This is a genomic window from Pseudomonas syringae CC1557 (assembly GCF_000452705.1).
Lineage (GTDB): Bacteria > Pseudomonadota > Gammaproteobacteria > Pseudomonadales > Pseudomonadaceae > Aquipseudomonas > Aquipseudomonas syringae_F.
In genome coordinates, this window is record NZ_CP007014.1 from 2685580 (window position 1) to 2706439 (window position 20860).

Annotated in this window: 13 protein-coding genes and 1 pseudogene; 9 read left to right on the forward strand and 5 right to left on the reverse strand. The window is 56.9% G+C overall.

Going from position 1 to position 20860, the window contains the following annotated elements; genetic code table 11:
• The first annotated feature begins 22 nt into the window (after positions 1-22).
• The 6 genes from N018_RS12255 (at position 23) to N018_RS12280 (ending at position 10744) form a co-directional block, all read left to right on the forward strand.
• Positions 23-1798 (forward strand): DUF2138 domain-containing protein, encoded by a 1776-nt coding sequence (locus N018_RS12255; RefSeq protein WP_025389758.1) that lies wholly within the window; start codon positions 23-25, stop codon positions 1796-1798.
• Positions 1762-2433: a DUF1175 domain-containing protein gene (locus N018_RS12260; RefSeq protein WP_051476171.1), complete on the forward strand. Its 672-nt coding sequence runs from the start codon at positions 1762-1764 to the stop codon at positions 2431-2433. Before N018_RS12255 ends, N018_RS12260 begins: the two co-directional genes overlap by 37 nt.
• Positions 2430-7004, forward strand: coding sequence for an alpha-2-macroglobulin family protein (locus N018_RS12265; RefSeq protein ID WP_080274829.1), 4575 nt, complete (start codon positions 2430-2432; stop codon positions 7002-7004). Before N018_RS12260 ends, N018_RS12265 begins: the two co-directional genes overlap by 4 nt.
• Positions 7005-7026: 22 nt before the next feature.
• On the forward strand, positions 7027-8625 hold the full coding sequence (locus N018_RS12270) for a DUF2300 domain-containing protein (protein WP_025389761.1): 1599 nt from the start codon (positions 7027-7029) through the stop codon (positions 8623-8625).
• A 170-nt stretch (positions 8626-8795) separates the two neighbouring features.
• On the forward strand, positions 8796-9332 hold the full coding sequence (locus N018_RS12275) for a hypothetical protein (protein WP_025389762.1): 537 nt from the start codon (positions 8796-8798) through the stop codon (positions 9330-9332).
• Positions 9333-9763: 431 nt separating this feature from the next.
• On the forward strand, positions 9764-10744 hold the full coding sequence (locus N018_RS12280; RefSeq protein ID WP_038401222.1) for a hypothetical protein: 981 nt from the start codon (positions 9764-9766) through the stop codon (positions 10742-10744).
• A 690-nt stretch (positions 10745-11434) separates the two neighbouring features.
• Here N018_RS12280 and N018_RS12285 read toward each other — a convergent pair.
• Together N018_RS12285 and N018_RS25730 are read right to left on the reverse strand one after the other, a co-directional pair.
• On the reverse strand, positions 11435-11914 hold the full coding sequence (locus N018_RS12285) for a hypothetical protein (RefSeq protein WP_154219951.1): 480 nt from the start codon (positions 11912-11914) through the stop codon (positions 11435-11437).
• Positions 11914-12345, reverse strand: coding sequence for a hypothetical protein (locus N018_RS25730; protein ID WP_025389765.1), 432 nt, complete (start codon positions 12343-12345; stop codon positions 11914-11916). The genes N018_RS12285 and N018_RS25730 overlap by 1 nt, the downstream gene beginning before the upstream one ends.
• A 112-nt stretch (positions 12346-12457) precedes the next feature.
• Here N018_RS25730 and N018_RS12295 point away from each other — a divergent pair, with 112 nt between their 5' ends.
• Positions 12458-12847, forward strand: a complete 390-nt coding sequence (locus N018_RS12295) for a lysozyme inhibitor LprI family protein (RefSeq protein WP_025389766.1) — start codon at positions 12458-12460, stop codon at positions 12845-12847.
• Positions 12848-12915: 68 nt separating this feature from the next.
• Here the strand turns inward: N018_RS12295 and N018_RS12300 are convergent, their stop codons facing one another.
• The 3 genes and pseudogenes from N018_RS12300 to N018_RS12310 all read right to left on the reverse strand — a co-directional run bounded on the left by N018_RS12300 (position 12916) and on the right by N018_RS12310 (position 18574).
• On the reverse strand, positions 12916-13668 hold the full coding sequence (locus N018_RS12300; RefSeq protein WP_025389767.1) for a hypothetical protein: 753 nt from the start codon (positions 13666-13668) through the stop codon (positions 12916-12918).
• A gap of 707 nt (positions 13669-14375) precedes the next feature.
• Positions 14376-15746, reverse strand: a pseudogene (locus N018_RS12305) (DUF3999 domain-containing protein); the annotation flags it as partial.
• Complete coding sequence (locus N018_RS12310; RefSeq protein ID WP_025389769.1) at positions 15743-18574, reverse strand: DUF2339 domain-containing protein; 2832 nt, start codon at positions 18572-18574, stop codon at positions 15743-15745. The gene N018_RS12310 and the pseudogene N018_RS12305, both read right to left, overlap by 4 nt.
• A gap of 259 nt (positions 18575-18833) precedes the next feature.
• On the opposite strand from N018_RS12310, the gene N018_RS12315 reads away from it, so the two are divergent.
• Positions 18834-19850, forward strand: a complete 1017-nt coding sequence (locus tag N018_RS12315) for a beta-ketoacyl-ACP synthase 3 (RefSeq protein WP_025389770.1) — start codon at positions 18834-18836, stop codon at positions 19848-19850.
• Positions 19850-20857, forward strand: a complete 1008-nt coding sequence (locus N018_RS12320; RefSeq protein ID WP_025389771.1) for an NAD-dependent epimerase/dehydratase family protein — start codon at positions 19850-19852, stop codon at positions 20855-20857. Before N018_RS12315 ends, N018_RS12320 begins: the two co-directional genes overlap by 1 nt.
• The last annotated feature ends 3 nt before the right edge of the window (positions 20858-20860 follow it).

Genomic DNA, 20860 nt, shown 5'->3' on the forward strand with positions numbered 1-20860 from the left:
GGATGAATTGGGTTTTGTGAACATGAGCGATAACTCGACTTCAGCGACTTCCGAGCCAACCGGCACGCCCGTCGTAAAACCTGTCCGACGCTGGCCATTGCTGTTGGGCGGGCTGTGTGTGGTCGCCGGTGTTGCCGGTGCAATGGGTTGGCTGATGCTCAAACCCAAGGGGCCGATGGTCGAAATTGCCAGTGACAAACTGCACTTGAGCCGTCCGGATGGTTTGCTGGAAACCACATCTTTGAGCCAGTTGCCCAAGGATTTGCTGGCGGTACCGTTCCTTAAGGACACACTCACCGAAGATTTCGTTTTTTATTACGAAACCCATACTGATCGCCTTGGATTGATCGGTAGCCTGCGCAGAATCATCTACGAATATGAGCTGACATTGCAGGACACCCTGATTGAGCAACTCCTTGATCAGCCTGCGGACATCGCGCTGTGGCGCGGCAAGGACGGGCGACTCAAAGACTTCCTTATGGTCATTGATCGTGGCGGCATGGCCAAGATGCTGGAGCAATTGGTCAAAGTGCTCTATGACCCGCAACTGAGCGAAATCGGTGTGGTGAAGATCGGTTCCGATGAGGTTCCGCTCTATCTTTTGAATTACAACGCAAGCAAGTCGCTGGCGTTCGCCTCCTATGGCGACAAGCTGGTAGTAGTGTCAAACCCGAACAAAATCGCGGGGCGTGATTCGACCCTGTATGGGCAGGCGCCGTCCAGCCTGAGTCAGCCTCTGGGGCAGGAAGACGGAAAGTCTGCCCCGGAGTCGGGCAGTATTTCGCCCGAAGCCCTCGCCGCATTACTCAATGGCGAAAAACTGTTTACCGAGGCATTTGGGCTGCAGCCGCGCGCGCCGCAGGTCAAGCAACGGCTGTCGGTCAACGCCAGTGTTCTGGCCATGGGGTATCAGCGCTTTATTCCGAACTTCGCTGGCCTGCGTTTCGAAATGGACGAGAAGGGCTGGCACAGCTTTCTGGCGATGAACGAAACCGAGCATCAGCCAGGTTTTGATTTCAATCCGATCTGGCAAGCGATGCCCATAGGTGCCAGCGCGTGTGTGGCTTTGCCCCTAGCGGCCGCGCAACAAAAGCCATTGCTGGTAAAGCTCGGAGCAGAAGAGACGGTTGCGCAGGCGCTCACTGCGCACATCTCTGATGCAGCGGGTCTTTGCTGGTATGCCGATTCACGTTTGTACACGCCGTTGCTGGTTGCTCATCTGACCGACAAGAACAGCGCCAGCCTAGATGGTGATCTGGGCAAGCTGTTCGGTTCCATGGTCGGCTCCTACGAGGCAAATACCGAAGGTCATGTGTTCCCGGTAGTGGAGAAGCAGCAGGGCGACACTCATCAATGGCAGCGACAGGTCAGCACCCGTTTTGGTCCGTATCTGGCCAGAGAGGCGGAAAACCCTGACGCGGTCAGCGGCAATGCGTTCATGAAGGTCAGTCTGGCGCGGCACGGTTCGACACTGCTGTTCTCCTTGGACGACCAACTTTTGGACAAAGCCGTCGGCACCCTCGACAAACGGTTCCCGCCGCTGGCTGACGTGTTGCCGGCCGATCAACTGGTTCCGGTCTATTTCAACCCGAATGCCATTGCGCAACTCCTGCAACAGGAAACTCTGGGCAGTCTGCCCAAGGACATGGAGCCGGTTTTTTACAACGCCGCGCAGACGCATCTGATCCCGAAATTGCAGAAACTCGGTGGGTACGGCAAGTACGCACTGACGCTGCCGCAAGGCACTGAACCCGATGGTCGATGGCAGTGGTTGCCATTGGAGTGGAAGCCGCTGTGATTGCTCTGGGGCGAGGCCTTGCTCTGCTGGCGATACTGCTCGGCAGTCCCGCGTTTGCCAGTCAGATTCCAGCGCTCGACGCGCAGCAGTCTCAGGTATTTCGTGCCTGGTTTGTACGCATTGCTCAGGAACAACTGGCCCAAGGCCCCAGCCCGCGTTGGTATCAGCAGGATTGCGCGGGCTTGGTGCGCTTTGCCAGCAACGAAGCACTGAAGGTTCACGACGACAAATGGCTGCTCAGTAATGGTTTGTCCAATCGTTACCTGCCGCCCGAGATGCAATTGAGCGACGCTCAGCGGGGGCTCGCCCAGCAATGGCAGCAAGGCAACGGACAAACCGGCCCCTACGTGAATGCGATCAAACTGATTCAGTTCAACAGTCATCTGGTAGGGCGCGACATGGCTCAGGCCCGACCCGGTGACCTGATGTTTTTCGATCAGGGCGATGACCAGCACCTGATGATCTGGATGGGTCGCTACATCGCCTATCACACCGGCACCACGACACCCACCGACAACGGCATGCGCTCGGCAAGCTTGCAGCAACTCATGACATGGAAGGACACCCGATGGATACCCGACGCTGCCAACCCGAATTTTATCGGCGTCTATCGACTCAACTTTCTCTCCCAATGATCGGTGCCCGCATGCCGCGTATTTGCTCTCTGATTACATTGTCGCTGGCACTGTTGCTGCCTATGACTGGCGTCAACGCCGATGACAGCGTCGAGCCAAGCGGCTACGGCGCAGTACCGGGAGAAAGTTTTTTTCTGCTGGCGGACAGCAGCTTTTCCAGCGATGAGCAGGCCAAAGTGCGCCTTGAAGCTCCGGGCCGTGACTATCGCCGGTTCCGCATGCAGCCTTATGGCGGCGCAGATATCCGCGTGTATCGCATCGACAAACCCACGGACTTCCTCAAGCGCCAGAAAAATCTGCACCGCGTGGTCAGTGAGGGGCAGTTCAGGGGAGAAGGGTTGTCCAACACTCTCGCGTATCTCTGGGATAGCTGGTATCGCCAGTCCCGGCGTGTCATGCAGCGTGCGTTTTCCTATGAGTCCCGCAAGCAGGTTACAGAAGAAGTACCTGAACTGAAGATGGGTAACGCGATGGCTGCGCCTACACCGTACGAGGCGCAAGCGCAGTTCGCTTTGATCCCCGGCCTGCCGGTGGTGAGTCAGTTCCGTTACCCGATCTGGGAAGCAAAACCGATCCAGCCACCGGCCGGTGTTGACCTTAACGGCTCGTCCAGCAAATTCATCAAAGTCGTGCCCGGCAACGTCTACATCCCGCTGGGCAAGTTAAAGCCCGGGCTGTATCTCGTGGAGGCGCTGATCGGCAAGTACCGCGCCACGACCATGGTGTTCGTCTCCAATACCGTTGCAGTGAGCAAGGTTGCCGGTGAGGAGCTTCTGGTGTGGGCTGCCCGCAAAAACGAAGGCAGTCCAGTCGAGAAGGTAAACGTGCTCTGGACCGATGGCCTGGGCGTCATGAGCAGTGGCGCGACTGATGCGCAGGGTTTGATCAGACTCAAACACGTCAGTCCCGAACGCTCATTCGTGATCGGTGAAGACCAGGAGGGCGGTGTTTTCGTTGCGGAGAATTTCTATTACGATAGCGAGATCTACGACACCAAACTCTTCGCGTTCACTGACCGGCCGTTATACCGCCCAGGAGACTGGGTCTCGTTGAAGATCGTCGGGCGGGAGTTCAAGAATGCCCGGGATTCCGTGGCACCAGCGGCAGCGGACGTAGACGTGACCATCCTCGATGCCACCGGTACTGCGCTGCAGTCCCTGGCGCTCAAGCTGGATTCGGAGGCAGGCGCCCAAGGCCGCTTTCAGCTCCCGGACAATGCCGTTGCCGGTGGTTACGAAGTGCGTTTCAGGTACAAGGATCAGGCCTACAGCAGCGCGTTTCGTGTAGCAGAGTACATCAAGCCGCACTTTGAGATATCCCTGAACCTGGCCAAACAGGACTACAGCATCAACGAGCCGGTGAAAGGCAACCTGACCTTGCTCTATCCGGACGGCAAGCCTGTGGCGAATGCAAAGCTGACTCTGAGCTTGCGCGCTCAGCAGCTGTCGACTGTGGATAATGAGCTGCAATACCTCGGGCAGTTTCCGGTTGAATTGAAGAGCGCCGAGCTCACCACTGACGCGAAGGGTAACGCGACGCTTGACCTGCCTCCTGCGTTCAACCCCAGCCGCTACATGCTCACCGTGTTTGCCAGTGACGGTGCGGCGTATCGGGTCAGGACCACGAAAGAAATCCTGATTGACCGGGGTGCCGCTAGCTACCGGATTACCGCCCCACAACGGTTCAGCGCAGTCGGCGAGAAGGTTGTCTTCGGCTATACGAACGAAGGTGGCAGCGAGCAAAACCGGTCCGTCACACCCGCCAGCTATAAATGGGTACGACTGGAGGACCAGAGCAGCGGCGGTGACAAGCTCGTCTCCGCGAATGAGGCTTTCAGCGTGACCTTTCAGCGCCCAGGTACTTATAACCTGACGTTGATGGATGAAAACGGTCGTTTGCTGGGGGCCACCGGCCATTCGGTAAGCGGTGACGGCGTCAAGGCGGTAGCGGGTACCGTTGAAGTGATTTTCGACAAGCCCGAGTACACCGTCGGCGACGAAGCTACTGCGCTGATCACCTTCCCTGAGCCCGTCAGCGATGCGTTGCTGTCTCTAGAGCGCGACAAGGTTGAAGCCACGGCGTTGCTGTCCAAGGGCGGCGACTGGTTGAAGCTGGAAAAGCTCAACGATATCCAGTACCGGGCGCGAATTGCCGTGAAGGACAACTTCGCTCCGAACCTGACCTTCTCGGTGCTGTACACCAAAGGCGGGCAGTACAGCTTCCAAAACGCCGGGATCAAGGTCGTTGCACCGCAGATCGACGTGGCCATTGCCACCGACAAAGACGCTTATCGGCCGGGCGACACCGTGTCCGTGGACCTGACGACCCAGTTCGCAGGCAAGCCTATCCCGGCACACCTGACGGTCAGCGTGGTTGACGAAATGATCTATGCGCTGCAACCGGAAATTGCGCCCGCCATCGACCAGTTTTTCCACCACCCGCGCCGCAACAATGTGCGCACCAGTGCCAGCTTGTCCTTCATCAGCTACGACGTCGCGTTGCCCGGCAGCCCGACGGCACCAGGCAAAGCCAATCGCAGTGATCGCAGCGTAAAAGTGCTGGAGCGGCCACGTCGTGAGGACGTTGACACCGCTGCGTGGGAGCCTGAACTGGTGACCGATGCAAACGGCAAAGTGCGCTTCACCTTCAAAATGCCGGACTCGCTGACTCGCTGGCGCATCACTGCCAGGGCCATCGATCAAACAGGACAAGTCGGTCAGAAAAGGCAGTTCGTGCGCTCGGAAAAACCGTTGTATCTGAAATGGAGCGGGCCAACCCGATTCCGGGCCGGAGATAAGCCGGACCTCGGCGTGTTCGCGTTCAGCCAGGCCGACCAGCCGGTCAAGTCAGAACTCTTGACCCACTACGCTGGAGCCGAGCAGCGCATACCGGTGACCCTGAACAAAGGCATCAACTACATCGCGTTGCCTGGATTCCCGCTGGCGAGTGGCGAATGGAAGGCCGAGTTGGTGCAGGACGGTAAAACCGCCGATGCGCTGGCCGTGAACCTGACCGCCACCGGTGAGGGCTGGCAAGTCACGCAGAGCCAGAATCTGGACGCCGTCAGTGGTGATACGCCGCTGACCTTGCCGACCGACGCGACCGCCATTCGACTGCGTCTGGATGACAGCGCACAAGCGCTGTTTCGTTCGGCGCTGGATGATCTGCTGAGCTACCCCTATGGCGGTGTCGAGCAGATAGCCAGCCGTTTGCTGCCACTGGGCATGGCGTATCCGGTGCTGTCATCTGATCCGCAAATCAGAGACCGCTTGCGCTTGATTATGCAGAACAGCCGTTTACGTCTGGTGCATCTGGCGGGGCCGTCGGCAAGCTTTACCTGGTGGGGCTATGGCGGTGAGCCCGACGCGTTCCTCACGGCTTACGCTTACTATGCCGACTGGCACGCTAGCAAGGCGTTGGCATTGTCGCTGCCGCCAGAGCATTGGCAGCGCGTGCTGAATGTCTATGCGAAGCAGGCCGGTAAAACGCCGCTGTTGCAACGTGCGCTGATCCTCTCGTTTGCCAGGCAAATGCAATTGCCGATCAATACGTTGCTCGGTGGCTTGATGGATGACCTGGCGAATGCAGGCGAGGGTGCTCAGGCCAACGTGATTGACATGGATGAGGGCAGCATCGTCATGAATGCGCCGGACTCTGCCTTGGGCCTTGCAGCCGCGCGGGTCATGACGGCTTCGCTGGCCAGGCAGAACAAGGTGATCATGCCGGAGGCGTTCAGTCGCCAGTTGCCGGGTGCCCAGCAGCGTCTGGATGTCAGCTCCGAGCCATTCGTCGAAGCCTTGAACCTGTCGCTCAAAGCTTTCGATCAAGAGCGTGCGCGTGCGTTGTTGCAGCGTTTGCTGCCTCAGCAATCAACCCTTGAGCGTGCTCTGGCGTTGAGCTGGTTGCAGCGCAGTATCGATCAGGCGTCGCCGACCATCGCGCTGGCACCAGGCGAAGGCTGGAAGAAGCGCTACGGTGCCAGCGGTGAAATGTACTGGACCTGGGAGGGTGCCAATCCCATACCTTCGTCGTTGTCATTGGCCGGAGCCCAGGAACGCCCTCTGCGTGCGTTGCTCAGCTACCAGACCCGGCAGCCTGCGGTGGAGCCCATGCCTGTGACCGTCACTCGCCGACTTTCTCGTCTTATGCCGGGCACTGAAGCATTCACCTTCAGCCTCGAAGCCGTGGACGGCAAACCGCTGTCCAGCGACAGCCTCTATCTGGATGAAGTCATCATCACCAGCAAGGCTGCCAAGCCACTGCGCTACGGCATGATCGAAGTGCCACTGCCGCCCGGCGCTGATATCGAGCAAACGACCTGGGGTATCAAACTCCAGGGCAAGGTGGGCACGGAAGCGACGGCGCTCGAGAAAGCACGCTTCGAGCCGGGCCAGCTGGGCTACGCGATTCCGGTGGATGCCTTGAGCGGTGAGTTGCGCATGCGGCATCTGGTGCGCTTCTCGCAAAAAGGCCAGTTCAATCTGCCGCCGGTGCGCTTCACGCAGGTCTACGCGCCGCAGCATCAGACCCTTGAGCAAAAACCTGCATACGGCCAGATCAAGGTCAACTGACGTGCGTTCACGCTGGCTCTGGATGGTGCTTTTTTTACTCCCTGCGCTGGCCTCGGCGCAGGAAGACCCAATTCAGGTTGCGTTTAAGGGTGAGCTGTTGTCCCTCAACCGCACCGGACTTGTTTCTAAAGGACCGTTGCCCGCTGATTTACAGGCACCGCTGGGCAGTCTGTGGAAGTTATTTGTCTACGCCTGGTTGGCAGACACCGGCGCCACCGAGCCCGCCTACGAGTGCCGAGGGCAGTCCGAAGAAGAAGTTTATTGCTGCACGGCCGGTAGCAGCATTGGCCGCGACCAGGCATTGGTGAAATCCTGTGGCTTGTATTTTGAGCCTCAGCGTCTCGGCATTTCCGATCCGGACTGGCGGGCTTATTGGCAAGCGCGCAAAGCACCGCCATGGCTGCTCAGCACTTCCACATTGCAACCGCAGACAAAAGTGCCTGTTGCGCAATTACTGGAAACTCTCGGCACGCTTCCGGCACAAGATCAGGCTCGACGAGTGCTGCTTGATGTGGTGCTGGGCGCGGCGGAAAGCAATGTCGTTGGCGCGCTGGGTGGCCTTCTGCGGATCAAAACCTGGAGCTGGTTTGCCGACGACGCCGCTGCGCAACGTGAGGGCGGCTTTGCCGGCTGGACCGTGGACGGCACGCCCATCTGGGCGCAGGGGCGCGGCACCAGCCAGACGGTCCTGCGCAATTACAGCGAGGTCCTGGCGTCGGTACTGCCCGCAGGCTGGCCTGCCGAGCCTGGACGTTGTGTTGAAGTCGATCTGTTTTCACGTTACCCGATCGGGTACGTGCTCAAGGCGGGCCGCGCCGTTGATTCAGGCCCCTTGCAGGGTGACTATCGCGTCGAGTTTTTGAATGGCAACCAACTGGACATCCACAGCGACGGCGAACTCTTTCTGGTGAAGGACAAACTCGTCGCCCGGCTGGACCGCGAAGAATATGTGGCGCGGGTGCTGCAACGCGAAGCCAGGGCAGAGCCCGCCGAAGCCGCCAAGGCGCTGGCCGTCGCGATTCGCACTTACCTGCTGCAAAACGCCGGCCGCACGGGTGAATGCCTGACCATTGATGACAGCAGCAACCGACAGCGCGTAGCGCCGCGCCCGGCGAATGCCGAATCACGCGGTATAGCCGCATTGACCAGCGACCTGATCCTCGTGGGCACGAATGTGACCTATCACTTGACGCAACCGGGTGCCGACAAATTGTCCTGGGAGCAAGCGGTAGAACAAGCCAACGCGGGCCAGCGATACGACGCGATCCTGTCCCACGCCTATCCACGCGCAAGCCTCAGTCGCTGGGACAATCCGGTCGCGTCCTGTACAGCATTGCCCGACGCTCAGGAGTGGCTGCAAACAAAGCGCCGGGTCTGGCGTCAACGGCTCGAAGGGGAGGTGGGTTACAACGAAGTCAGTACGTTTGCAGTATGCCGTGTGGCCTTCGGTAATCCTCATGTCGACCGCGAACGCAACCGGATCTACGTACGCGGCGTGCTGTCGCTCCAGGACCGTCTCGACCTGACACACGAGTACCTGCACCTGGCGTTCGAGGCACATCCCAATGGTCAGGATGAAGCGTATATCGAAGGGCTTGCTCGGCATCTTTTGCTGGAATAGCACCCGTTAACTTACCAGCAATGGCCACACAAACTATCCCGCAATAATTAAGGGTCGTTGGTCATGACGAGGAAGCCGATAGCACACCTGTACTATCGAAAAATTTCAGAGCGTCGAATATGATTTTTTCACGATTCGACCCATTTCAGTAATTTTGAACGAGACGGTATATGACAAGCATGATGAACGAAAGGTCTGAGCCGCCGGTAGAGCTTTCCGTCCAGCCAGCCGCTGTCAGAGTTTTAAGAAGCGCAGCCACAAAACATGCGCTTGTCGCCGCTCTGCTGTCTTCATTGGTGGGGTGTACTTCGATTCCGAGTCAGGAGCTTAGTAGTGTAAAAAATGCCCAGGGGAAAGATGTCAATGAGGCCATCGCAAAACTTGCGCCTCTAATGGGCGGCCCGCCGGATTGGGTACAGCCTAATAGTAAAAATCCGGCGAACACCGACTATGGATGGACCCGATATAAGGGTACGTTTTCGGAGAATAAATATATGGGCTCCACTGATGACCGGAGCGCCGGGTATCTGCAAATTACCGATCATTACCAACAACAAACGTGGAGAGAGTATTGCTCCGTCAACGTCACCGCTGACTCTAAAGACATCGTAGTGGACTACAAGGTGGAAAACTGTGGTTTTATGGACGCTTTTTTTGGAAGTGGTGAACTTAAGAAAAATTGTGGTCTGTGTAAGCTGGCTGAGTAACATTAGTTCAGGACTGTAGGTCTCAAGCTTGCCAATAGTTGGGGGGGCTACCCGTGAGTTGGTGAGCGGTTGATGATACTACATTATGAGATAGCTCTATGAGACGTAGGGTCTATTACTTAGTTATTGTATGCGGTGTCCTACCCACGTGTTTTTTCTCATCTCGTTTGCTACCTCTGTTAAGTCTGTAAGCATACTAAATGCACAACATAACTTGCAGCGCTGTTTGCTACCGTCGTCAATTGTGCTGGTCGCTGCATGTGGGTCTGACTGATACTTCATGGTGTTGCGGCGTATATTTGCTTATTACTCAATGAATAGTCGTCGGCAGGGTACTGGTATAGCTGTTTGACTGAAAGTTTTGCGTTTCGAGTTGTTATACCCATGCTAAAAATCAAAACCCTTTGAGCGATAACAGTGGGAGATCAACTATGCTTGCGGGCGTCCTCAGTATTGCACAGCACAGAGCAGTGTGTGTATTGACTCTATGGCTAAGCGGCGCACTTGCTCCGGCTATGGCGCTGTCGCCTGTAGAGCAGCCCATTGATGCCATGGAAGCGCTGGAGGATTTCCGCTCAGCGGATCTTGCGTGGACATCGCCCAAAATGCGCGATTTTATGCAGGTATGGTTCGATGTGACCGAGCTGGACGAGCCGCCTTGTGGGCCCGCTGACATGAAGTTATCGCCGATCACGACGGTCTGCGAATATAAACCAGACAATCAGACTGATCTGTCAAGGCCGCCACGATTATTGGTTGGCATCGTCGGCAAAGACGCGAATACCGCCCGTATTGTCAGTGTCGTGAGTGAACGGGCGCTCAACGACGTCTCTTGGAATTGCCGTCCTTCGCAACTGAATACAGTTGTGTGCACGCCTGTTGGTGGTGACAGTGCTGAGGATGACCGGTTATTTACCCAATGGGATAAATGGCTGCCCCGGACGGAGAGTGAGTGGTTTGCCTGGCACGCAACAGATCCTGAGATGAGGTACATCCAAAGTGCAGTCGCGTCAGGCGGAACAATGCCGGCTGATGTCCCGCGATTGCTCTCGTGGAAAAATTGGCAAGGCGAGGCCATGAACACTGTACGGATCGAGCGATTGGTCATGATCGGTCAGTTATGTCGGGTGTTGGATCAGGCTGACGCTGAAACCATTACGCGCAATGCTCGCGTGCAACTGAGCTATAGCCAGTTCGCATTGGCTGATCAGGACAGGCGGCGCGCCAAAGAATGGTTGAAGGCGCTGCGTATCGGTGCAACTCAGTCTGCGAGGTTGTCTGACGCGACCGATGAGGCATCCTGCAAGCGTTTTGCTGCGCCCTATGGAACCCTGTCAAAACTCCTGACCTGGACAGACAAACAGCAGGAAGCGAGTCCGGGCGTACGAGCAAGTCCCAGAACATTGCCCTGAGAAACGGCTGGGCGCATATGGATATGTCCTGTTTGAGCGACCGGGGTGGCGTTCCACTTCACTCGCGATAGCGTAAGGCAGACGGTAACTTCTCACGGCGGAATAAGCGTTTTTCTGTTGGAGCGATGGACACCGGGATCTTCAGGACAGCCGTTATTCAGAACAATCCTGCCTTTATCTTTTGCTCAATGATCTGACCTAACTCACGCCCGGGGGATTGATAAAGCAATGAAGAGTGCGGGCAGTGTAGTGCATGTTTGAACGGGTGTGGATCAATCAGATGTTGTGAATAACCACAATGCTGGCAGTACACCAACTCGCCCCAGAGTCTCCAGTGCTTGTTCCATGCCTGCAGTGGGAGATAAGGTATAGTCATCTGGGCCTACCGTATATTGAAAGGTGAGTCGCATGCGTTTAACTGAGTTCGTACGGTTGGCCATCTCCTCAATATCGACGTCATGTGTGGCCGGTATTTAACTCCACAGTCAATTCCTGCATAAAGGACGCCATGATGTCTGCATTAATCTGCCGCTGATCTAACGAAAATCATTCGTTTTTTTATGGCTGTCAGGTTAAGTTTCATATAATGAGTCGCGCAATAGTACGGATGTACTATGCGCTATTACACTCATGTAATCTTCCAGCAAGATGTTATAGGTAGTTTCCCATAGGTCCGCCCGAGGCTGCTGATTACAGCGATTCATCCTGAATGCGGTATAGCATCCAGCACGCTTCTCGCTTGAAGAACAATGAGAGTTGATAGCCCGTATCTGGTTTGGTCAGTTTGATCACTGCCTGGTCTGGTCCCTTGAGCCGCTTGGCAAGCGTCAAACCTTGATCGTGCTGCTGCTGATCGCTGGGCATCAGCGGAAACTCCAGTTGAGACTTGTCCAGTAGCTCAGAGACAGGACGAGGTTCCGGTTGCGCCTCGGGATCGATGTACTCGCTCTGCAACGGCATACTGACAAAGGCTTTCTGTACCTCAATGTCGTTGGCGAAGCGTTTCAGGAAGCCATCGAAATCCTGAGCCGGGCACGCCGCCAAGTTTGCCTGCGCAGGCAGTTGAGTATTTGCGGCGAGTGATGGCGCACTGTAAAGCGTAGCGGCAGAGATCACCGACATAGCCAGCAAAACGGCTCCGCGGGTTCCTCTGTAAGCAAGCGTATTCATCAAAGCGCCTCCGACCATTCTTTGTGGATAGCCGCAATGCGCGCTGCGTACGCCACTGCGAGGCAGACGGCATCCTTGCACGCGCGGGCCAAGGCATCGCGCCACTCTTTCTGTTGTGCGCCCATGGGGTCCAGAGCCTTACCGGTCTCACCATCGACCCCTTTGGTTTCTGCCCTCACGTCGTCGACCAGATTCAGCATTTTGGTTTCCTGAGCTCGCAGGCTGGCACTGGAACAGGCGATATCTTCGAGCGTGGTCAACTTTGCACTTTCATCGTCGCAGCGCTCGGCAAACCCAAAGTTGGAAAAGCCGGGTGGAATATCGTCGGCTCCGGCATTTGCGTGCAGGATCAAGACAAGGAGAAGGGCGCTTGTAACGCACAGGCCAGTCCTTTTTTTCATCTGTCTGCCTTTTTCGATGGTGATCGACACAATAGAGGATCTTTCGACGAATTTAAAAAATACTACACCTGTACTATTGAAAAGTCTTGGGCGTTGGGAAATGCTTAATCTTTGAAACCCCTCATTGAACCGGATTTAAATCATGATGCGATGCCTGGCTGTATTGTGCGCAGTAGTATTCTCCCTGCATGCATCTGCGGAGGACAAATACTCTGCGGAATATGATGCGTGCGTCGAGAAGTCTGAAGGTATTACCTCCAACCTGAACGACTGCAATAGCAAGGAACTGGCGTTACAGAATACCCGTCTGAATGAGTCCTACAAGGCCGCGATAGGCGCACTCTCGGACGAGCAAAAAACCCAACTGCGCGATGCGCAACGGTTATGGGTGAAATACAGGGACGCCAATTGCTTCATGTATTACCACTTTTCGGGCGGCACCATGGATCAGATCAATGGCGCTGGCTGCATGTTGACCATGACCATCGACAGAACTGAGGAGCTCAAGTGGTTTGCCGAAACTGGAGAGTGAACTGAAATGCCCTGATGGCGTATCACAAACGGGTGCGAAGGCCCCATTCAGGATGGGGCCGCTGTTCATCAAGGAGAAGACAGCTTTTTCGGCACTGGATATTGGCTGCCGTCATATTCCAGCGCGAAACGGGTAACAACCGGTTCGGCAGAGATTCTTTCGCACTCTTCGCCCTTGGGCCGGTTCTGGGTGTCAATAACTTTCTGCTCAATTTCCAGGGCCGCGAGACCTTTATTGCTTTTGTCCGAGATGGAGATTGTGCGCTGCGTCTCGGTAAACTCGCCAGCGCAACGAGTGTCCCATTCACCGTTGCTTCTTTTAACCTCCAGCCCGCTCATCACCGGCTGCAATTGAGCGCCTGGCAGCGCTGCGTACAACGTCAGGACTTTACTTTCGAACGGATTGGGACGCGATGAGCCCCCATAGTTCACTCTCACACCAAACGCCCGCAGCTTCGGTGCCAACTGATAGCGGGCAGTATCCAGCTCCAGTCCGTAAAAATAGATGGCGTCTGAACTGATCGCGGCCGCTTGATAGTGCTGCGAGATGATCTTGCCATTGCTGGCGTTCGCGACGATTACACCGAGGCCATAGTCGCCCTGGCCATCCTCGGTGACATTTTCGGCGAAGGGCATAGCTGCCAAAACCTGGCTGGAGTTAGCTGGATTGCTTTTGCACACCGCGTGCTCGCTGTCGAGCTTCAAGTCCGGGCGCAGCGTCTTGGCCCATCCCCGAATGTGGTCTGTACAGTTGGCCGAGGCAAACAACGGTAACGCAAGCAATGGGAAGAAAAGCAGGGGTAAAACGGCAAGTTTACGCATCGAGCTGTAATCCGTTAATAAGGATAAGAAGAATGAGTGCCTGCGGATACCGTCTCGTCAATCTCCACCTCTTGAAGTAGCTCGGATCTCACGATAAGGCATTCTTGTCTGAGTACCCGCTATCAGCGTAGACAGGCGGAATGATACGACCACGACCAGTGTTTTCTGCGGCTGCGAAATAAAGCAGTCAGGATCTTGAGCGGGTTCATTAAGATTTCTTCACAGAGGATTAACGTATTCTCCGGTTAATTTTCTACGGTGAACAAAGGCAGGGCGTTGTAACAGCGCTACTGCATTGACTCCCCCCTCCACCCTGAGTCGAGTTAAGGCCCCCAGCGCTCATCCACAGTTTTTCGGATATCTGTGTCGTAAACCAAGGTCACGTTATCTGTCTCACTAACGGCCTTGGCCAGCGCAAGGAATATCGTGTTGCACGTGTGATGACCCACTCGCAACTCGCCGAATTCAGGCTTCGCCCCCAGTGTCCATATACGACCACGAACTCCATCGTCATGGCTCAATTCTGACCAGATAAAAACCGATGCTTCCGGTTTGCCATCCACATTGAGGTTGACGTTACTACCCACGCGCGCCCCCTCAAACCGCACCTGGTAATAACCCTCGAGAGCTTCCCACTCACCCGATGGGGTTCTTGTGAACAGCAGAGGGGATTCATCGCCATTAGAGCCGGCCCTAGCCTTTGACGGCGAAGCGCGCAGCGTACTGAATGCCATCCAGCCAAGCAAAATAACGCCCAGCACTAGCACCGACCAGAGTCCGATACGCTTCCAGTCGATACCTGATGCGTCATCCGGTGACATCGGGATCAGTTTGACCTGCATATTCTCGGGCTCGGCGCGGCCCAGGCTGTTCATTTTCTGCGCGCTATAGTCCGGGATTAGCGTTGCAAGCGGCAGATTGGCGGGTTTTGCTGCGGAGTTGCCGGTAGCCAGCGTAAACGGGCCGTCGCCCCTGGCCAGGAACACCACCTGCGGCGCACGCAACGCGAAACGCAAGGCGGGCGACGAAGAGCCCAGTCCGCCGCCGCGTTCGTCGAGTTCGAGTTTCACCTGACGCACGATTGTGCCGTTGGTCTCTACTTCATTCTGGATAACCTCCTTACCGTCTTGCGCCAGCCGGTAAAGCAGACCATTGCCGATGGATTGCCAGGGCGCCTTGCTGTCGGTTCGACCGTAAAAGCGGCCCGGGGCGACGCTGTTAGCCTGGGCCATGTCGACTTGCAGGCGCTCGACGGGTAGGCCAGTCGGTAATTGCCAGATATAGCTGCCGGCTTTTTCAACGCTGCCAATCACGGGTTCCGACCAGGCAAGCGGTAACGGCGGGGTGTCGGTATTCACCGTCACCAACTGCACTGACGTGAGCATCGGTGCTTCGGCCGAGGAGCGCCATATCAGGCGCAGATAACGTGCGGTGCGACCGGGCAGGGTGACTTCGCGCTGTTCTACTGTTTGATCGTCGAATGACAGACGCGCTACCTGGCTTGCGCCCCATGGACTCCAGTTCTGCAAATCATCGCTGGCTTCGATGCTGAAACGCTGAAAGCCGTCTTGAGCGCTATCCCAGTCAAGAATCAGTTTTTGCAGAGGTTGTCTGATGGTGCTCGTGTCCAACAACCATCCGCGCAAAACCTGTTCACCGGGGGCTGCGTCATCCTGAGGTTGAACCTCCACGAGCGTACCAGTGGCGCTGCGCTCGACTTTGATCCTGGGCGCTCTGTCGAGCTCGTCCGCTCGGTTGTAGAGAGGGAACCACTTCACCATCGTCGGCGCTTGTGATTGCTTCGCCTGAGGCGGATTTTGGTCGAGGGCATACGCCTGAGCCTGGCCCTGAGCATTAAAAATGCGCAGATCGCCCAGATCCTGCTGTCGAGAATTGAGCTGCACATTCATGGGTAGTTCAATGCGATACCACGGGCCGTTACCGCTTAATTTCAAGGGGGTCTGGCTGGCGAAATCTGCCTGGGTGTCATCAGCGCTGGCAAGTGTCGAGCCAAGCAATGCGACACCACACAGGGCAAGCCGGAACAGCTGCTTATAACTCAAGAGTGTGCTCCTCATAGTGACAGATCCGGCTTGCCGGCACCTGAATCAGCTTTTTGCGCTGTAGTCTTTTTTGGCGGAAGAGGGGCGAAGTAGCCCACCACCAATAGCAGGATGCCGACCCCGATGAAGGAGATGACACGCGCCATACCGCCACGGTCGCTCAGCTCTACCAGGAACAGCTTGGCAACCACGACACCGATCAGCACTGCGCCGGTAACCCACACTTCACGCTGTCTGCGAAGATGACCGCCGATCATCAACGCCAGTGCTATCAGCGTCCAGACGATGGAGAGTGCCGCTTGCAGGAGTGCGGGATCGATGGGGCTGCGGAACACCATCCCGGTGATCAGGGCGAACAACGAAGCCCCCCCCGTAATAATCGCCAGCCGTTCGGCATGCTTAGCCTCAATGCCAAGCAGCGGCAGGTTATTACGGGTCCAGTTCACGATCCCTAACAGGGCAAACAACATGCCCAGTTCCAGAGGGTTGAGCAATGGTATGTAAGGCAGCGGGTCGGCTTTGACGTAGCTGTCATAGTTCATCAACCAGAACCACCCCAGCAACCAAAAGACAAAGGGAACGGCGGCCCAAATGCGATATACCTTTGGATACGCGTCGACCGGCCATGGCCAGCGTCGGCTCGCGGCCATGGCAATCAGGTAAAAGCTGGGGATCAGCGAGCCCGCAAGGGAAAACCAGGCGCTGTAAATAGCATTGGAATCGACAAGGTTGTCTACGCCGTATGCCAGCTCAATGCTAAGCAATACAACGCATAACCAGGCACCCAGAATGTGGGCACCCGCCAAGGCCCTGCGAGGCAGCAAGTCAGGCAGGCGATGCAATGAGAGCATGTGCACCACCAGCAATGCGGTCCACCCCACCCACGCCCAGTGTGCAAACGGGTGCATGTACTCGGTCGCCGAGAAGACAAGTACAAGCCAGCTAACCGGTGTCAGCCCCAGGCATAGCGCAGCCAGGCCGGGCCAACGCCAATGTCTCGCCCCAAAAGTCCACAAACCGATGCTGATCGCGACTGACAGCGGTAACAACGAAGCGAGCAGGGTTCGAGGTGCCAGGTGCATGTTCGCTACGAGTAACGACGTTCCCCACCATGCACCGCCCCAGACCAGCAATAGTGCGGAAAACGCATTCTCATTCATGTAGCGCAAGGTCTTGATGCGGTGCACCTGCAGGGCGCTGAACAGACCGGAAAGGGCGATAATCATGGGTGTCCAGAAATCACCCCCTTCTGTCGAAGGGAAGTACCATGTTGTCATATCGCCCATGAATGCCACACCGGCAGCACCTTGCAGCAGCACGCCAAAGCCACGAGCCAGCAGACGTTGTTGGCGCATGCCCAGCCAGAAGATTGCCGCGCCTTCGATGGCCCAGGCGCTGGTGGTCCATTTCGCGCCCAGCCCCAGCGGAATAGCGAGGGTGGCAAACACGATACCGAGTGCGAGGCAGGTTTCCACCAGTAACAAGGCACGCCCTGGCGCCCGGCCAGAAAGCAGGCGGGCGATTCCCATGTAAAGCAGGCCCAACGCCAACGCGCTGAACGCCGAGCCGAATTCGAGATCGGCTGTCAGTGCATATTGCAGACCGAAGCCTACCAGTGGCGTACCCAACAGCAGCGTGCCGTCAACGTAGTTACCCTGGCGTCGGGACCATTGCAGCATCGCCTCGCGGCTGGCGTCTATCGGTGCGTCGCTGAGCTCCTGCAGTTTGCGTCGGGCAAACAGAAGGCCGATGGCCAGATACATCAGGAAGAACAGAATCAGGAACGGCTCGACGCTCCAGAACATATCCGGGGTGTAGGAGCGCAACCCCCATGCTACGCCAATCCCGAAAGTGCCAAAAAAACCGATCAGGTTGAGCAGACGCCAGGTCTTGAACCAGGCGATAGCGAAAATCCCGACGTTGAGCAAAGCGAAGTAGCTGAACAGCGTGACATGACTGCCCTGGCCTGTGGAGGACAGAATCGGCGCGGCAAAACCGCCCAGTGTCGCCGCACAGGCCAGCGCCAGGGAGTTCTGAGTAATCGCGAGCATGGCGGAGAACAGCATGATGACCACCAACAGCGCAAAGCCCAGCGTCGGGTCCAGTAACTCATGCACGCGAATGGCGCCGCTGACGGTCAGGTACAGCACGCCGACGCCGGTGCCTTGCATCATCAGCGCGAAGGCTGGATTGCGGTGGCGCAGCCACCAGCCCAAGCCGAGCAATGCGATTGCGCTGCCAGCAACCCCCGCGTATCGGGTTTCGATCGGCACTACAACGCCTTCGGTGGCGTAGCGCAACAGAAAAGCGAGCCCCAGAAAGAGCACCACAGCCCCTATTCGCAGCACAGTATTGCCGCCCAATAACCAGTCACGCGCAGCCATGAAAACGACGTTTACAACGTTCGGCGTAGCGGGTTTTAGTGGGGTTGGTCGAGCGGTCGGCTGGCTGGTAACCGGCGGCTCTGCTGGCTTTACGGGTACGTCCGGTGTTTGCGAAGGAAGGTCCCAGACGAACTCCATCTCAGGCACTTGGCGGGCAGAAGTGGAAGTCGTGTCTGGAAGCGGAGCAGATGCGGCGGTTGGCCCTGACGATTCTGATGACTGTACTGGCATCGACTCCAGCAGGGAGATGCGCGCTTGCAAGGTTCCAATCTGTTGCTGCGCTAGCGCCAGCTGTTCGCTTTGCCGGGTAGACTCCAGGCTCAGCGTTGTGACACGACGATTGAGCCATACGCCCAGTGCAAGTAACAGCAGGGGGGCGCCAATGACCCAGATATAAGCCGGATTACCATTGAGAAATTCGGCTATCCCCAGACCCATTTCCAGAAGAAGAGACAGCACTCAATAACATCCTTTTTGGTTGGCAACAGGGGAGCATTGATGGCTCGCTATTAAGCGCCAGTGCGTGACGAGGCAGTCGAAAAATCTGCGAGCCGTCGCCTGAAAGTTATGGCTAAGCGTGAAGTTTGAAATCTGCACTTATTTTCAATAACTTAAAGCGTTTGAGGCGCGTATAAAATAGTACACCTGTACTATACCGTTCTGAGGTAACCCGCTCGTATAAGTGTCAATACAATGATCTTTTATAAACGGAATTTGAATGCACACTTCACCGCTGGCTTTGCCTTCAAGGCCTGTGACCATTCTCGGTTCCGGGCATGCGCTGCCGAAGAGAATAGTCACCAGTATAGCCCTCGATCATGAGTTGGGTCTGGCGGCCGGGAGCGTCGAGCAGATCAGCGGGGTCGTTCAGAGGCATGTCGCGTCCAGCACCGAAACAGCCGCGAGCCTGGGCGCGACTGCCGCGCGAAATGCTTTAGCGGCGGCCGGCATCAAACTGGACCAGATCGACTTGATTGCCTGTGCCAGCGGCACTATGGACCAAGGCATGCCGTGCAATGCTGCGTTGTTGCAACGTGAATTGGGCATTGGTGACTCGGGCATTCCCGCCATGGACATCAACGCCAGTTGCCTGGGGTTTATCGTCGCCGTCGACACCTTGTCATGGCCCCTCGTCGCCGGTCGTTACCGGCGCGTTCTGCTGGTTTGCTCCGACATCGCTTCCTGCGGACTGGACTGGCAGCATGTAGAGGTCAGCGGCATTTTTGGCGACGGTGCAGCGGCTGTGGTCCTTTGCGCTAGCGAAGGCGGGGCAAAAATTATCGCCTCGAACCTCAAGACTTTTTCCGAAGGTGCGCATTTATGCCAGATCCCGGCCGGGGGATCGCGCTTTCACCCCCGGCGTATCAATATCCCGTTTGAACCTTTGACCCGTTTTTCCATGCAGGGCAAAGGCATATTCCGTCTCGCCGCGAAGCACCTGCGCACGTTGATGAATGAGCTGCTGGATCAGGCGGGCCTGACTCAGGAGCAAATTGATTGGGTGATCCCTCATCAAGCCAGTCAGCTAGCGATGCAGCATGCGGCCAGACGCCTGGGTTTTGCTCCGGAGAAAGTCATCGACGTGTTTGCTCACCACGGCAACCAGGTGGCCGCCTCGCTGCCGACAGCGCTGGACATTGCGATTCGTGATCAGCACATCCAGCGCGGGCAGATCCTGATGTTGATCGGTACCGGTGCAGGGTTATCGATCGGCGGCATGATCCTGGAGTATTGATGAAGATTCTGGTGACCGGTGGCACCGGTTTCATTGGTCGGCATATCGTCTGGCGACTTGTCTCCCAAGGTTGTGAAGTGCTGTTCAGCGGCCGCAACGCGGCAGCAGCAGCCGATGTCATTCGCCATAGCCCTGGTGCGGCTCAGTGGCTTGCACTGGAGCACGGTTCTCCAACCGGGGCGAACGCGCTGATCGAGGCTACGCGTGGCTGCACGGCGGTTGTCCATTGTGCCGCGTTGTCCTCGCCTTGGGGAACGACAGAAGCGTTTGCGCGAGCCAATCTGCTGGCCACCGAAGAGGTGCTGAACGCCTGCCGCGTCAATCAGGTGAAACGCCTTGTGCACCTATCGACGCCCAGCCTGTACTTTGCCTTTCTTGATCGGCTCGACATCCATGAAAACGAACCTTTGCCTGCGCCCGTCAACGATTACGCGCGCACCAAAGCGCTGGCCGAAACGATGGTGCAGGAAGCATGTCTTGCCGAGGCGGTGATTCTGCGCCCGCGCGCGGTATTCGGCCCGTGGGACGGTACGTTATTACCGCGCCTGTTGCGTGTCATGCAGCGCGGTCACATACCCCTAATGCGCGGCGGCAGGGCCCAACTGGACCTGACCTGTGTCGACAACCTGGTACACGCCATGGAACTGAGCCTCAATCAACCGTTGCCCCGCAAGGTCTGCACTTACAACGTGAGCAACGGTACGCCGCTGGCCGTTGAAGATCTGCTGCAACGCATTGCCGAACAATTTCAGCTGACGCTGCGAACCCGACGCCTGCCGTGGCGGCTGGTGGATGCCGTGGCGCTGGCGTTCGAAACCAACGCTCGCCTGCGGCAAAGTGGCGAGCCTTTATTGACTCGCTATGGTGCTGGAGTGCTTGCATTCAGCCAGACCCTTAATCTGGACAGAATACGCAACGAGCTCGGTTACCGCACGGTGATCACTCTGGATGAGGGCATTCGCCAACATGCTCAGTGGTGGCTTGCGCAACAGGGCGTTAAACAATGAGCC

What these genes read in the sequence shown, in the direction of transcription:
- N018_RS12255 (WP_025389758.1), top strand. Translation starts at nt 23, where the DNA reads ATGAGCGATAACTCGACTTCAGCGACTTCCGAGCCAACCGGCACGCCC.
- N018_RS12260 (WP_051476171.1), top strand. Translation starts at nt 1,762, where the DNA reads ATGGCAGTGGTTGCCATTGGAGTGGAAGCCGCTGTGATTGCTCTGGGG.
- N018_RS12265 (WP_080274829.1), top strand. Translation starts at nt 2,430, where the DNA reads ATGATCGGTGCCCGCATGCCGCGTATTTGCTCTCTGATTACATTGTCG.
- N018_RS12270 (WP_025389761.1), top strand. Translation starts at nt 7,027, where the DNA reads ATGGTGCTTTTTTTACTCCCTGCGCTGGCCTCGGCGCAGGAAGACCCA.
- N018_RS12275 (WP_025389762.1), top strand. Translation starts at nt 8,796, where the DNA reads ATGACAAGCATGATGAACGAAAGGTCTGAGCCGCCGGTAGAGCTTTCC.
- N018_RS12280 (WP_038401222.1), top strand. Translation starts at nt 9,764, where the DNA reads ATGCTTGCGGGCGTCCTCAGTATTGCACAGCACAGAGCAGTGTGTGTA.
- N018_RS12285 (WP_154219951.1), bottom strand. Translation starts at nt 11,914, where the DNA reads ATGAATACGCTTGCTTACAGAGGAACCCGCGGAGCCGTTTTGCTGGCT.
- N018_RS12295 (WP_025389766.1), top strand. Translation starts at nt 12,458, where the DNA reads ATGATGCGATGCCTGGCTGTATTGTGCGCAGTAGTATTCTCCCTGCAT.
- N018_RS12300 (WP_025389767.1), bottom strand. Translation starts at nt 13,668, where the DNA reads ATGCGTAAACTTGCCGTTTTACCCCTGCTTTTCTTCCCATTGCTTGCG.
- N018_RS12315 (WP_025389770.1), top strand. Translation starts at nt 18,834, where the DNA reads ATGCACACTTCACCGCTGGCTTTGCCTTCAAGGCCTGTGACCATTCTC.
- N018_RS12320 (WP_025389771.1), top strand. Translation starts at nt 19,850, where the DNA reads ATGAAGATTCTGGTGACCGGTGGCACCGGTTTCATTGGTCGGCATATC.